Origin of the sequence: Desulfosarcina sp., assembly GCF_041551955.1 — a bacterium.
GTDB lineage: Bacteria > Desulfobacterota > Desulfobacteria > Desulfobacterales > Desulfosarcinaceae > Desulfosarcina.
In genome coordinates this window covers 1-13,340 of the sequence record NZ_JBFELV010000104.1, presented here as the reverse complement: position 1 = coordinate 13,340, position 13,340 = coordinate 1, and the positions used below count along the sequence as shown (strand labels likewise).

At 57.4% G+C, this 13,340-nt stretch carries 10 protein-coding genes; 5 read left to right on the top strand and 5 right to left on the bottom strand.

Going from position 1 to position 13,340, the window contains the following annotated elements:
- Nucleotides 1-171: 171 nt before the first annotated feature.
- The 5 genes from ABYV26_RS10140 to ABYV26_RS10120 all read right to left on the bottom strand — a co-directional run bounded on the left by ABYV26_RS10140 (nucleotide 172) and on the right by ABYV26_RS10120 (nucleotide 6,272).
- Entirely contained in the window at nucleotides 172-1,215 is a 1,044-nt protein-coding gene (locus ABYV26_RS10140; RefSeq protein WP_372680632.1) for a sulfite oxidase, read from the bottom strand.
- Nucleotides 1,216-1,419: 204 nt separating this feature from the next.
- Nucleotides 1,420-1,950 carry a lipocalin family protein gene (locus ABYV26_RS10135; RefSeq protein WP_372680630.1) on the bottom strand — a complete coding sequence of 177 codons (531 nt, stop codon included), beginning with the start codon at nucleotides 1,948-1,950 and terminating at the stop codon, nucleotides 1,420-1,422.
- Nucleotides 1,951-2,097: 147 nt separating this feature from the next.
- Complete coding sequence (locus tag ABYV26_RS10130) at nucleotides 2,098-4,155, bottom strand: ATP-binding protein (protein ID WP_372680628.1); 2,058 nt, start codon at nucleotides 4,153-4,155, stop codon at nucleotides 2,098-2,100.
- 301 nt (nucleotides 4,156-4,456) lie between these two features.
- Nucleotides 4,457-5,122 carry a class I SAM-dependent methyltransferase gene (locus tag ABYV26_RS10125; RefSeq protein WP_372680626.1) on the bottom strand — a complete coding sequence of 222 codons (666 nt, stop codon included), beginning with the start codon at nucleotides 5,120-5,122 and terminating at the stop codon, nucleotides 4,457-4,459.
- 322 nt (nucleotides 5,123-5,444) lie between these two features.
- Nucleotides 5,445-6,272 carry an NYN domain-containing protein gene (locus tag ABYV26_RS10120; protein WP_372680624.1) on the bottom strand — a complete coding sequence of 276 codons (828 nt, stop codon included), beginning with the start codon at nucleotides 6,270-6,272 and terminating at the stop codon, nucleotides 5,445-5,447.
- 161 nt (nucleotides 6,273-6,433) lie between these two features.
- Between ABYV26_RS10120 and ABYV26_RS10115 the strand changes: the two genes are divergently transcribed.
- The 5 genes from ABYV26_RS10115 to ABYV26_RS10095 all read left to right on the top strand — a co-directional run bounded on the left by ABYV26_RS10115 (nucleotide 6,434) and on the right by ABYV26_RS10095 (nucleotide 13,266).
- A complete protein-coding gene (locus ABYV26_RS10115) occupies nucleotides 6,434-6,730 on the top strand; it encodes an AF1514 family protein (protein ID WP_372680622.1) in 297 nt (98 codons plus the stop codon).
- Between the two features lie 459 nt (nucleotides 6,731-7,189).
- Nucleotides 7,190-9,868, top strand: coding sequence for a pyruvate dehydrogenase (acetyl-transferring), homodimeric type (gene aceE, locus ABYV26_RS10110; protein WP_372680620.1), 2,679 nt, complete (start codon nucleotides 7,190-7,192; stop codon nucleotides 9,866-9,868).
- Nucleotides 9,869-9,882: 14 nt separating this feature from the next.
- Nucleotides 9,883-11,229: a 2-oxo acid dehydrogenase subunit E2 gene (locus ABYV26_RS10105; RefSeq protein ID WP_372680618.1), complete on the top strand. Its 1,347-nt coding sequence runs from the start codon at nucleotides 9,883-9,885 to the stop codon at nucleotides 11,227-11,229.
- Nucleotides 11,230-11,442: 213 nt separating this feature from the next.
- Nucleotides 11,443-12,870, top strand: coding sequence for a dihydrolipoyl dehydrogenase (gene lpdA, locus ABYV26_RS10100; protein ID WP_372680616.1), 1,428 nt, complete (start codon nucleotides 11,443-11,445; stop codon nucleotides 12,868-12,870).
- 195 nt (nucleotides 12,871-13,065) lie between these two features.
- Nucleotides 13,066-13,266, top strand: a complete 201-nt coding sequence (locus tag ABYV26_RS10095; RefSeq protein WP_319406804.1) for a cold-shock protein — start codon at nucleotides 13,066-13,068, stop codon at nucleotides 13,264-13,266.
- The last annotated feature ends 74 nt before the right edge of the window (nucleotides 13,267-13,340 follow it).

Below are 13,340 nucleotides of genomic sequence, written 5' to 3'. Positions count from 1 at the left end.
GGATTTCGTGGATTCCACCGCCGTGGCGCGCCTCAACGGTTACGCGAGCGGGCACGGAGGCAAGGATCAACTGGCGCGGGAGATCGACCGTCTCGGGCTGACTGATGCGGGGAAAAGGGCCCTGACGGATATGCTGAAGCGGAAGTGGACGTATGATCATCAATAGCGGCATCACTCGACGATGACCTTCACGGCATGTTCATCGACACCATTGTTGCCGTAACCAAGAAAATTCCATCGGGCGGTTTCCGGCTGCCGCCTTCCCTGTTCGTCCGTGGCCCGGGCTTTGATCGTGTGCTCAGCGGCCTGGCTGGCTTGCCAGACATACTGCCATTGCCGCCAGGCAAAAGGCTCATCCGGTCCGATAAATTCGGCCGTCTGCCAGTTGGCACCGCCATCGACGGACACCTCGACCTGTTCCACGTGCCCTTCGCCGGCATAGGCGGCGCCCAGCACAACAATTGTGCCCTTTTCCAGGCGCTCACCGGCCAAGGGCTGGGTGATAATGGATTTCAGGGCGATGGCGGTGACTGCATCACCGGTGGCGGGCTTCTCTCCTTTTTGAAAAACCCGATAGACCTGGTCCATAAAAAACCCTTCGAATGGCTTTTCCATCACCGAGATGCGATTGAGCCACTTCACGCAGTTGGCCCCGGTCCACCCCAAGGCCAGCGCCCGCAGCGGGTAGCCGTGCTTCAAGGGCAGGGGGTCACCATTCATTTCATAGGCCAGCAGGGTGGATGACATCGCCTTTTCGATAGGGATGCTGCGCACGAATTTAATCTGGGCCTTACCGAGGGGCGTGTCCATTCCTTCGAAGGCGACATGGGCAGCCCGGTCCGCCAGACCCGCGTCGTTCAACAGGTCCCGGAGCCAGACACCGCCCCAGACGGCATTGCCGACGCCGCCGATGGTCCATGGGTTGCCGGGCGCTTTCTTTTCAAGCAGGGACCGACTGTTCCCCGAGCACTCCAGGGTATTGGCAACCATGGCTTTGGGCAGGCGTTGGAGCTGCTCCAGGCCCAGGTTGAGCTTTTTCTTGACCTTCCCATCGATCGTCAAGGCCCATTTGTCCAAATCAACTGGCACCTCCGGTATCTTGCCCTGGTTGCGGTCGAAAAAAACCGCATTGGGTGTAATCCAAGAACGCAGGCGCACGGCCGGCGTTTCGGCATTCAACGGGCTTTCGGTCATGATTCGCATGGATTGGGTCATTGGTCTGGCCCCCTTTGTTCGGGTTGGGGTTGCATCCCCGACAGTCGATCTGAGCGCCGGGAACGATCCGTCACACCCTCAATTCGGTTGTTTGGTGGACGTGATCTTGAACCAGTATGGTCGCCGAGGCGAACGGATTGCATTGACATCGCCATTATAGGAGCCATGCCCGGCAGGCGTCAATGGCATCGCGCAGATAACCGGTCAATCGCCCGGCATATGGGGCACTTTTTTCACCTTGCCGATGTCATACCCCTCTTGCTCCAAAAACTGAAGTATCTTCAGGTATTCATCGTCGGGAAGCGATCGCGTGCGGGCCATGATCCAAACATAATCTCTTTTGGTCCTGCCCACCACCGTTTTGGAGTAGTCGGTTGCCAAGAGGATGATGCGGTATTCGGCCCTGAAGGGCCAGAGGAACTGCATGTCCCAGACCGCATTGGATGCAGCGTCTTGTACAAAGGCCCGGGGCGTGTAGGTCTTCAGCGGGCCGTCATAGCCGCCCTTGTTGAACGTGAAGGTGGTATGGATGGTCCCGTCTTCGTCCAAGCGATAGGATTCCACGGCGTTGAAGGCATCCGTCTCGATAAAAGTGGGTATGTTGGCAATCACGTACCAGTCGCCCATGAACCGATCCAGGTCCACCTGTCTTACCGTGTGGATCGGCGGCATGGACTGGCAACCAAACAGCGAGAGCAGCATGGTTGCCGCCAGCGTCTGGATCATGGATTTCATAACCCTGCTCCTTTCGGATTGAGTTTTCACCGGCACCACCGACATGCAGGATCGGAACAATCCATGGATGCCGCAAAGACGCGGCATCGTGTGAACGTCGTTGCATGGGGCGGGCCGAGTCATGACAGGAATAGACGGATGGACTCACTACTTAGGGGCAAAGGAGGCCAAAATCCGCCGTTGCCACTGCTCGTTATAGCCGTCTGCCTCCGGGATTCTGCCGGCCGACCGCGCGTGGGGGAAATGGACACGCACAAAGTCCCTGAAGCGCTTGTCGACCACTTGCTGCAAGGGTTGGCATAAACCGTCATGCACCGTATCGTCGACTTCGCTGAAGTCGAAGAAGATGGCCAGGTGGTTGATCAGGCTGTTTCTGGTGTCCACGGGTGCTCCCTGGACATCCAGGGCGTTCATCAGCCGGTTGGCGATTTCTACCAGCGCCAGGCGGATCCGTTGCCGGATCTGTTTTTTGCGTTCGCCGGTCCAGAAAATCCGGTTGCGGTCCATGCTCAGTTCGCACTTGTCGCGGCCCTTGAGGTTGATCCGGCCCACCACATGCTGGCGGGCGCCCTCGGGCAACAGCAGGTCGTCCTGGGTCACGAAGATGCCGTCCTGAAAGACGGAAACACCGCCGGTGGCCGTTTCCAATGCAAAGATACGCGAATCGTGCATTTTTACGCCCAGGTACATGAACCCCTCGGCGTCGTCAAAGGACACCGGGACCACAAAGTCGGAATCCGTGTTTTTGACAACGGCATAGGACAGGGGTTCGTTGCCGAGGATGGTGGAATCTCCCCGCTCGTCGGTAAAACTGACCGGAATCTGCAAAAACCGGATGTTGGTCTTCAAGTAGCCGGTGAATTCTATGCTGCGGCAGTAGTTGATCTTGGACGGCTTCAGGTGAAGGGTCACCTCCGTCCCGGCGGGTGTGTCGTCGCCCAGCGGGCGCACGTCGAAATAATCCTTCAGGCTCGTGATGGTAATCAACAGCCCGGGCGAGGCGTCTTTGCGGGTCTTGATGACGATTTTTTCGGCCACCAGGAAACTGGACAGAAAGCCGATCCCGAACTGGCTGATGAAGCCGATGTCGATGCGTGGATCCTGATTGACGGTTTTGACTTCATCGGACTGATAAAAGGAGATGCCGATGGAAAGAAAGTATTTTTCGAGCCATTGCCGGTCCATGCCGATGCCGTTGTCGCGGATGGTGATACGACTGATGTCGTCGTTGAAGGCAATCGATATGGCCGGCACATAGGCCGCATCGGCCAGTTTGCGCATGCTGCAGGCGTCTACCGCATTCTGGATGAGTTCACGCAGAAAAACGCGCTTGTCCGCGTAAAGCCGGTTGCCCATGAACAGTTGCAGGGCCGCGGAGGTGTCAACGGAATATCTCAGGTCCACCGGTTGATACCCCGCCGGTGTGATTTCATAGATCACATCGGCAAACAGAAACCGCGGACGGATCCGCTGATTGATTTCCTTGAGCCGCTCCTCTACGACGCGTTCGTGGCGTTTCAGGGCCCGGTGGAGTTCCGGGTCGCGGCAACTGATTTTAATGCGGATGGTGGCCGGTAGGTAAGGGTGCGGGCCGACGTCGTCGACCTCGAAGGCATCCATCCACGTCGCCGATGCGGCCTGCGGATGGCCGGGTTGATGGCCGGCAATGGCCATAAAGGTGGCAGGTGACTTCAGCTCCAGCGCTCTGGCGAGGTGGACGCAGGCGCCAATCAGATTCGTATTGATCAGGGTGCCGGCAACGTAGGCGGGTCCAAGAGCGACAGGCGCTGGATCATGGCAGCTAAAATCCTGCATCTGCAGGCATATCAAGGCCAAGATCTCTGCGCGCTGGGCATCCTTGATCCCAAGCATCGGCCAGTTCTGCTGAATCCAGTCGTGGGAGCGGCGCGCCACGCTGCTGTCGGCGGACACGCCGCTGCCATCCATCAGCCCGATGTCGCACAGACAGGCGGCGGCATGCAGAAAATAAGCCTGCCATGGATGGTCGCTCACCGCCTGCTTCTGTTCGTCATCCAGCAACCAGTGCACCAGCCGCTGCAGGATACGATCCGCCTGCGCCACAAGTGTCATCGGCGGCGGCAGGCCAAGCGTGGGTGCATCAATCGCGATGCGGCGGATGGACTGGCGGAGGGTTTCTAACTCCGCCTTCATGTCATCATCGAACGGCTGGGTGAGCATATCCATTGGCCGGCATCCTTTGCAAAGGTCGGTACGATGCTTCCAATATGGGCAGCAAAGGCAAGCGCGTCAAGGTGGGTATGCCTGTCAATCAAGTCTACCGGAACCGGTACCGAACCCGGCAACATGCGCCGGATACAACCGCTGGGCACCTGTTTAAGATTCGGTCGAACAAGTCGGGCCGTCGGTATAATCGATGCCCTTTCGGGCGGCCTGGGATTGGATACACCGGTAGATCTTCGTATCCAGCGGCGGGCAACAGTCTTGGATCGGATGATCCAGGACTGAAATCATGGCAGGGTTTTGGTCAGGTTCTATCTATCGGCCTGGCCTTTCTGACTAACAGGTTCAACCACTTTTCATTTTCCCTGCCAGGCCTCAAGTCACTGGTTTTCCAGCACCTGATGACAGCGAGTTCAGGATTCAGCTTGATCAGTTCATCACAACCGGCCTCATCAAGATCAACAAAGCGTCTCCCATTACGGTCATGTTCACCTTTACCATGCTTGAATGATGCGTACAGGATACCATCCACCTTCATCGATCTTGACAGCTTGAAAATAGCATCTTGCATTTCATCCATCGGCACATGAATCAGAGAAGAGCAAGCCCAGACACCATTAAACTGGTTCTCAAACACAAGGTCCTGAAAGGACAGGTTCAGCACCGCCTGCCCTGTCAGCTTGGTGGCCAGCTTCACCAAAGCTGGTGAATAGTCGAATGCGGTAACCTGGTATCCCCGACTGGCAAAATACAAGGTGTCTCTACCCGATCCACAGCCGGCATCCAGAATGGATGCATACGTTGGCATGTACGTCAGAAAGGGGGTGTACAGCACCGTCATGTTGGTGTTCACGGTGCCATCGTAATACTGTTTGGCATTGCCTTCATAGAAGGCGAGGGTTGTATCCTGTGTCACGTTACCGTCTTGGTGCTTAATGGTAAGTCGTCCTTCTGGATTCGATTCAGACATGTCCACCCCAGTGCTTGATCAAAGATGATTGATTTGATCGAAAAATCAGACCATCCTGCCTACGGACTGATAAAAAAACCCCGTTAAAAACCCAGATGATGTCGAAGCAAAAACGGTTCGGTTCACCCAAACTTTTAGCGCCGGCTGCGCGCCGCAAAAACTCCTAATCGTTATCTTTTACATAATTTTCATCGTCAAATAAATATGAACGATTGATTACACTTCAGTTTGGTCAGTTCAAGTATAGGTCAGGACAGATAACTGACCTGACGCTTCCTCTTGAGCCACCTGGGTCAACCCAATCGATTAGATTGAACGCCGGTCACTCTTCCGAATGGAAGCTGCGAATGATGTACCCGCCGGACTTTTCGTCCGACTCCAGTTCCATGAGTCCGCGGCTGGCCGCTTCGTCCAGCAGGCGCTTGAATGAGCGGAAGCCGTAGTAGGATTCGTTGAATCCCGGGCGGCGGCGCTTGAGTGTCTGCTTGACCATGGACCCCCAGATTTTATCTTCAGAACCGCGCTCTTCGGCCAGGGCCTCCAGGGTCTCCATCACCAAATCCAGCGCAGCTTGGATCCGCGTTTCTGCATCCTCTATGGGAGTGGCCCCGGGAGCCAGTGTTTTACGCCCCTTGGCAGCTGGTTTGCGGGCTGGTTTTTTGGCCTTCTTCTTCTTTCTAACCAGGTCGTCGTAGTAGATGAACTCGTCGCAGTTGGCAATCAACAGGTCTGAGCTGGAATTTTTCACCCCTACGCCGATGACGTTTTTGTTGTTTTCACGCAGCTTACTGACTAACGGTGAGAAATCTGAATCCCCGCTGACGATCACGAAGGTATCCACGTGTGATTTAGTGTAGCACAGGTCCAGGGCATCGACCACCATGCGGATGTCTGCAGAGTTCTTACCCGACTGGCGCACATGGGGAATCTCGATGAGTTCGAAGGCCGCCTCGTGCATGGCCGCTTTGAACTCCTTGTAACGTTCCCAGTCGCAGTAAGCTTTCTTGACCACGATGCTGCCCTTGAGCAGCAGCCGTTCAAGCACCTTGCTGATGTCAAATTGGGCAAAGCGGGCATCCCGCACCCCTAAGGCTACATTTTCAAAGTCACAGAACACGGCGAGGTTGGTCGCCTCCAGTATTTTGCTCATGTTTTCCTTCTTTTATTTTCAATTGTTTACGAGAATTGATCGTTCGCCTGCTTACCCCAAAACAAGGTCTTGCCGCTCCCCACCGGCAAGACCCCGATTTACAAATGCCCAAGGCTCCTTAACTTGACATTATCACCCGTCTGAAATGAAAGGATACACCGATGGCTCAACTTCAAGCAACAAATGATTATACCCTGGACACGGTGGCGATAAATGTCGATGATGCTGACTTGGACCTGGCCGCAGCCCGAGCCATGGCCAAAGCTAAGGCCCGCAGTATGGACAGCAATGCCATGATGCTGTCTTACCACAGCGGGAAAACCGGCGAATTCTGGCCCGCTTACGATTGCGGCGGCGGCGGACGGCCACCCTGGATTGTGTTTGCCGAGGCCAGAGGCTACAACCTGAAAATCGATATCAACAACGGCGAGTATGAGTTTTTCTATCTCCGCTTTTAGGCAGGTGATCGAAAAGCGGATGGTCACGGTGGTGTTCGATCGATAGATGACTCGGGCAGCACCCCCATCACCTTTTCGATCCACTTGTTTTCCCCGTCCATCGAATTTACTATCCTTACGGTCAATCCTCTCTCTTCACAGACAGGAAGAGCGGTTAGACCGGAAGCTTCTCGTTCGGTTGGTCCGCCTTCAGGCGGTCACAACGGTTGACACGGTATCGTCCCCGGCGTCCCCGCCCATCGCGATGCATGAAAAAAGAGACCAGCTGAAACGTGCGTCTCATTGCTATTGACAGGCGTTTGGTATCGACCCGATAATAGTGGATACCCTCGGAGCACCGGCTGCTGTTTTTTTTCGTGCGGCCATGGATGCCTGTCTGCGGGTTCTTGCCAGCCAAACTGTCGTAGGCGCGGCGCCGCCTTACGCACGCATCCACATCCTAATGAAAGGAACCTGCGCATGCCCCACGAAGATGCCGACACCATTGCCCGGGAGATCGCCTTGGAAAACCGGGAGTGGATCGAAAGCCTGGATTATGTGTACGAAAACCAAGGACCCGCACGCATTGTCGAGCTGCTGCGTCATCTTCAGGTAAGAGCCCAGCAGCGGGGCGTGCACATCCATTTTTCCGCCAACACACCCTACATCAACACCATACCGGCGACCAGCCAACCTGCCTTTCCGGGCAGCCGGGAGATCGAACGCCGCATCAAGAGCATTATCCGCTGGAACGCCATGGCCATGGTGGTGCGCGCCAACCGTCAGCATTCGGGCATTGGCGGCCACATCTCGACGTTTGCCTCCAGCGCCACCCTCTATGAAGTGGGATTCAACCATTTCTTCCGAGCCAAAAGCGCCGGCCATCCCGGGGACATCGTCTTTTTCCAGGGTCATGCAGCGCCGGGAATTTACGCCCGCGCCTTTTTAGAGGGCCGCATCAGCGAGACCCAGTTGGAGAATTTCCGACGTGAGATGGCCGACGGCGGGGGCTTGAGCTCCTATCCCCACCCGTACCTGATGCCCGATTTCTGGCAGTTTCCCACCGTGTCCATGGGTCTGTCGCCGATCATGGCCATCTACCAGGCCCGCTTTAACCGTTACATGGAGGACCGGGGCATCCAACCGCCTGACGACCGGCGGGTGTGGGCTTTTTTGGGGGACGGCGAAACCGACGAGCCTGAAACTTTAGGCGCCATCACGCTGGCATCCCGGGAGCGACTGGACAACCTGGTTTTTGTGATCAACTGCAACCTCCAACGCCTGGACGGGCCGGTGCGCGGAAACGGCAAGATCATCCAGGAACTGGAGGCTGCCTTTCGCGGGGCCGGCTGGAATGCCATCAAGGTGATCTGGGGAGACGACTGGGATCCGCTGCTGGCCCAGGACGATCAGGGGCTGCTGGCCAAGCGCATGGAAGAGGTACCCGACGGTCAGTACCAGATGTATTCGGTCGCCGGCGGCGACTACATACGCAAGGATTTCTTCGGACGCTATCCGCAGCTGGCCCGCATGGTCGAAGGCTACACTGACGAGCAGCTGCAGAAGCTGCGCCGCGGCGGGCACGACCCCCAAAAGGTATACGCGGCCTACCAGGCGGCAGTGGCGCACAAGGGCGCCCCCACGGTAATTTTGGCCAAGACCATCAAGGGCTATGGTCTGGGAGAAGCCGGAGAGGGGCGCAACGTCACCCATCAACAGAAAAAACTTAACGAACAGGAGCTGAGGCACTTTAGAAGCCGCTTCGGCATCCCCATCCCGGATGACCAGATCCAGGACGCCCCCTTTTACCGGCCCGACGAAGAGAGCGAAGAGATCCGCTACCTGAAGGAAAGGCGGCAGGCCTTGGGCGGCTACCTGCCGGCGCGCAGCGTGTCGGTACCCATCTTCCGACCACCTGGAAAACCCGTGTACGCCGAGTTCCTGAAAGGGTCGGGTGACCGTGAGGTGGCCACCACGATGGTCATGGTAACCTTGCTGGCCAAGCTGCTGGCGGACGAGAAAATCGGGCGTTATATCGTGCCCATCGTACCCGACGAGGCTCGCACCTTCGGCATGGAGAGCCTGTTCCGCAAGATCGGCATCTACTCCCATGTGGGCCAGAACTACGAACCGGTGGACAAGAGCAGCCTGCTCTATTACAGGGAGGCCACCGATGGTCAGATACTGGAGGAGGGCATTACCGAAGCAGGGTCCATGGCCTCGTTCATCGCTGCAGGAACGGCCTACTCCACCTTCGACATCAACATGGTTCCCTTCTTTTTTTTCTACTCCATGTTCGGGTTCCAACGCATCGGCGATATGATCTGGGCTGCCGGTGACATTCAGGCCCGGGGCTTTTTGCTGGGTGCCACGGCCGGACGAACGACCCTGGCAGGAGAGGGACTGCAGCACCAGGACGGCAACAGCCACATCCTGGCCCTGCCCAACCCGTCCCTGTTGGCCTACGATCCGGCATTTGCCTTTGAGATCGCTGTCATCGTGCGCGAGGGGCTTCGCCGGATGCTGGAGGAGGGAGAAAACCTGGTCTACTACCTCACCATCACCAACGAATTCTACCCCATGCCTGAAATGCCGACCGGTGCAGAAGAAGGTATTCTCAAAGGCCTTTACCGGTTTTCATCATCTTCTCTAAAAAAACCCAACGCCCAGGCCCACCTGCTGGGCAGCGGGGCCATCTTCAACGAATGCCTCAAGGCCCGGGACATATTGGAATCAGACTTCGGCATCGCCGCCGATTTATGGAGCGTCACCAGCTACAAGAATCTCTACTGGGATGCTCAGGACACCGACCGCTGGAACCGACTCAACCCGGAGAAAAAACCCCGCGCCTCTTTTCTTCAGCAGCAGACCGCCGGTGCATCGGGGATATTCGTTGCAGCCAGCGACTACCTCAAGGCGCTGTCGGAAACGATTGCCCGTCATCTGCCCGGTCCGGTAGTTATGTTGGGCACCGACGGTTATGGCCGCAGCGAAACCCGCGAGGCCCTTCGCGACTTTTTCGAGGTGGACGCCCGGCACATTGCCTTTGCGGCCCTTTCCGCCCTGGCCAGAGAAAAGGCCATCCCCATGGCCACGGTAAAAAAAGCCCGAACAGCCTTGAAGATCGACCCCGATCGCATCAATCCCTTGTTTGCATAGAAGACGGAGGCTTTATGATACAGGCAATCAAAGTTCCGGAAATTGGCGAAAATGTTGAATCGGGCGTCGTGGTGGCCGTCCACATCAAAACCGGAGACACGGTGGCCGTGGACGACACCGTGATCGAACTGGAGACGGACAAAGCCTTGGTGGAAATTCCATCTCCGTTTGCCGGCCGGGTAACTGAAGTGCTTGCCGAAGCAGGTGCCCAGATGAACGTGGGCGATGTGATCGCCAGGGTGGAAACCGAAGGTGAGGCGGCCAACGCGAAGGATGATGCGCCGACGTCAATTCACGAGACACAGGACCCGGCATCCGAAAACGAAAGCAGCGACGAAAAGACCTCCCCGGCACCAGCGCCACCGGCACCAGATACGGAGACGGAAGACCTTTCACCCGTGCCCGAGAGCGGCGCAAAGGAACCTACTCCTGCACCGGCGCCACCCCCTTCACGCACCGCCGCACCGGCAGCGCCTTCGATCCGGCGCCTGGCACGGGAGCTGGGCGTGGACATCGTCGACATCAGCGGAAGCGGCCCCGGCGGCCGCATCACCGAAGCTGACGTCAAAACCCATGTTCGACAGCGACAATCGGGGGACTCAATGACTGCCGGTTCCCCCCCCTTGACCGGAACGCCGGCGATGCCCGATTTCAGCCGCTGGGGGAAGATCGACATCGAGGAGATGGAAACCGTCCGGCGGCTGACGGCCCAGAGCACGGCAGCCTCCTGGGCAACCATCCCCCATGTCACCCAGTTTGATGAGGCGGATATCACCGGGGTGGTGGCCTTCATCGACAAACAGGCCCTGAAAGTGGAGAAGGCCGGAGCCAAGCTCACCGTAACGGCCGTCATTACCCGTGTGTGCGCCGAAGCCCTGAAACGGTTTCCGCGGTTCAACGCCAGTATCGACGTCGCCAACCGGCGCATCATCCTCAAGCAATACGTGCATATCGGCATCGCTGCCGATACCCCGCGGGGCCTGCTGGTACCGGTGATCCGCGATGCCGACCAGAAAAGCATCGTCGACCTGGCCAAAGCCATCGGGGACCTGGCCCAGCGTGCCCGCAACAAAAAGGTCAAGCCCGACGAACTGGAGGGTGGCTCCTTCAGCATCTCTAATCAGGGAGGCATCGGCGGGGTGGGGTTTACCCCCATCGTCCTATGGCCCCAAGTGGCCATTCTGGGCGTGAGCCGATCCGCCGTCAAACCGGTTTTTATGAACGACCGCTTCGAACCGAGAACCGTGCTGCCCCTTTCGCTCTCCTATGACCACCGCATCATCGACGGGGCCGACGCGGCGCGCTTCCTGCGCTGGATCTGCGATGGCCTGGAACAACCCATGACCCTTTTTCTCGATTGACACGCCAGTTTTCTGGTAGATTGAATAAGCGGAAACGTTGAATATAAACAAGTGCCTGTTCACAAATGGTAGCTTAAGGTTCAGGTCAAGGCCGCAGCGATGTTGCAACCGCAGGCGTAGCAGCGCTACGTCGAGGATTTCAACAATGCGAGAACGCAGGCCTGAACCTTAAGATGCCGTTTGTGGATGGGCACTGGAAAGTGAGTCTGATCCATGGCTGACAAAAACACGCAAATGGCTGTCATCGGTGCCGGTCCCGGCGGTTACGCGGCCGCCTTTCTGGCCGCGGACATGGGCCTGACCGTCACCCTTATCGATCCGGCGGAAAACCCTGGCGGCGTCTGCCTCTACCGCGGGTGCATTCCCTCCAAGGCCCTGCTGCATATCGCCCGGCTGATTCACGAAGCGGCCGATGCAGACGCCTGGGGAGTCTCCTTTGGCAAACCCAAGATAGACATCGACCGGATGCGGCGATGGAAAATGGATGTGGTCAACGGGCTCACCGACGGGCTGGGACGGCTGGCCACCCAGCGCAAAATTACCCACATCCGATCCTCTGCCGTATTCTCGGACGACCGAACCCTGTCGCTGACCGATGCAGACGGGAAAAGAAGCACACTGGGTTTCGAGCACGCCATCCTGGCCACGGGCTCCCGCTCATCAGAAATAGCGATGCTTCCAACCAGCGACGACCGCGTCTGGGACTCGAAAAAAGCCCTGGATCTGGAATCGGTGCCCCAAACACTGCTGGTGGTGGGCGGGGGTTACATCGGCCTGGAGTTGGGCAGCGTCTACGCGGCCTTGGGATCGGAGGTAACCGTGGTGGAGATGCTGCCCCACCTGCTGGCCGGCGCCGACCGGGATTTGGTTCGCTTCCTAACCAAGACCCTGACGGACCGGTTCAAAGCGATCCTGCTGAACACCACGTTAGCAGCGGCCAAAATCCAGAAAAACGGCGTCAAGGTGACCTTCCAGACACAGGATGAAAAGCCGAGAAGCCAACTGTTTCAACAGGTGCTCGTGGCTGTGGGCCGCCGGCCCAACGTCGCCGGCCTTGCCTTGGAAAAAGCCGGGGTGTCGCTGGATGAAAACGGGTTTGTCCGAACGGACAACCGATGCCGGACCACAGCGGCCACGGTCTTTGCCATCGGCGACGTGGCCGGGCAGCCCATGCTGGCCCACAAAGCCGCCTACGAAGCACGCATCGCCGTGGAAAACATCGCCGGAAAAAATGTGCTCGCCGATCCCGCCGCCATCCCGGCGGTGGTCTTCACCGACCCGGAGATCGCCTGGACAGGCCTCACCGAAGGGGCTGCCAAAGCCAAAGGGCTGGCTGTTGCAGTGACCCGGTTTCCCTGGGCGGCATCGGGCCGCGCCGTCACCCTGGGCCGCAGTGACGGGCTCACCAAGCTGATCATCGATCCGGACACCGAGCGCCTTCTGGGTGCAGGCATCGTGGGACCCGGCGCCGGGGAGTTGATCGCCGAGGCAACCCTGGCGCTGGAAATGGGCGCCAATGCCACCGATGTGGGGTTGACGATTCATCCCCATCCCACCCTGTCCGAAACGTTCAAGGAGGCTGCCGACATCTTTCACGGCACGGCCACCCATTACTACCGGCCGAAGCGGACCAAGAAATAATACCGCTGGGATGCTTTTTACACATTCGTAATATTTGACTTGCATTTATCATTATGCATGATATGGTTTGAAAGTCATAAAGGACTGCCGGTGTTGGCGGTCCGGTTTCTTTCTCAGGGGTTGATCCATTTGTCCAAGTGGCACCTGAAGTCTGAAGCAATGATTAATTTTTTTTATTCGTAGGAGGATGTTAGCATGGCAAATGGTATCGTGAAGTGGTTCAATGACAGCAAGGGGTTTGGTTTCATCGAGCAGGAAGACGGTCCGGATGTATTTGTTCACCATTCGGCAATCAATTCCAGTGGGTTCAGATCTCTCAACGAAGGAGACCGGGTTAGCTTTGAAATCGAGCAGGGTCCCAAGGGACCTGCCGCAGCTAACGTGACTGTGGTCTAACGCTTCGTTTTTCAGTTATTAAATGGCCTTTCGTGTCAACCGGAAGGCCATTTTTTTTTGCCCTTTATTGGTAG

Excerpts from the sequence above, each read along its gene's own strand:
- aceE (WP_372680620.1), top strand. The coding sequence starts at position 7,190 with ATGCCCCACGAAGATGCCGACACCATTGCCCGGGAGATCGCCTTGGAA.
- ABYV26_RS10095 (WP_319406804.1), top strand. The coding sequence starts at position 13,066 with ATGGCAAATGGTATCGTGAAGTGGTTCAATGACAGCAAGGGGTTTGGT.
- ABYV26_RS10125 (WP_372680626.1), bottom strand. The coding sequence starts at position 5,122 with ATGTCTGAATCGAATCCAGAAGGACGACTTACCATTAAGCACCAAGAC.
- ABYV26_RS10130 (WP_372680628.1), bottom strand. The coding sequence starts at position 4,155 with ATGGATATGCTCACCCAGCCGTTCGATGATGACATGAAGGCGGAGTTA.
- ABYV26_RS10120 (WP_372680624.1), bottom strand. The coding sequence starts at position 6,272 with ATGAGCAAAATACTGGAGGCGACCAACCTCGCCGTGTTCTGTGACTTT.
- ABYV26_RS10135 (WP_372680630.1), bottom strand. The coding sequence starts at position 1,950 with ATGAAATCCATGATCCAGACGCTGGCGGCAACCATGCTGCTCTCGCTG.
- ABYV26_RS10105 (WP_372680618.1), top strand. The coding sequence starts at position 9,883 with ATGATACAGGCAATCAAAGTTCCGGAAATTGGCGAAAATGTTGAATCG.
- lpdA (WP_372680616.1), top strand. The coding sequence starts at position 11,443 with ATGGCTGACAAAAACACGCAAATGGCTGTCATCGGTGCCGGTCCCGGC.
- ABYV26_RS10140 (WP_372680632.1), bottom strand. The coding sequence starts at position 1,215 with ATGACCCAATCCATGCGAATCATGACCGAAAGCCCGTTGAATGCCGAA.
- ABYV26_RS10115 (WP_372680622.1), top strand. The coding sequence starts at position 6,434 with ATGGCTCAACTTCAAGCAACAAATGATTATACCCTGGACACGGTGGCG.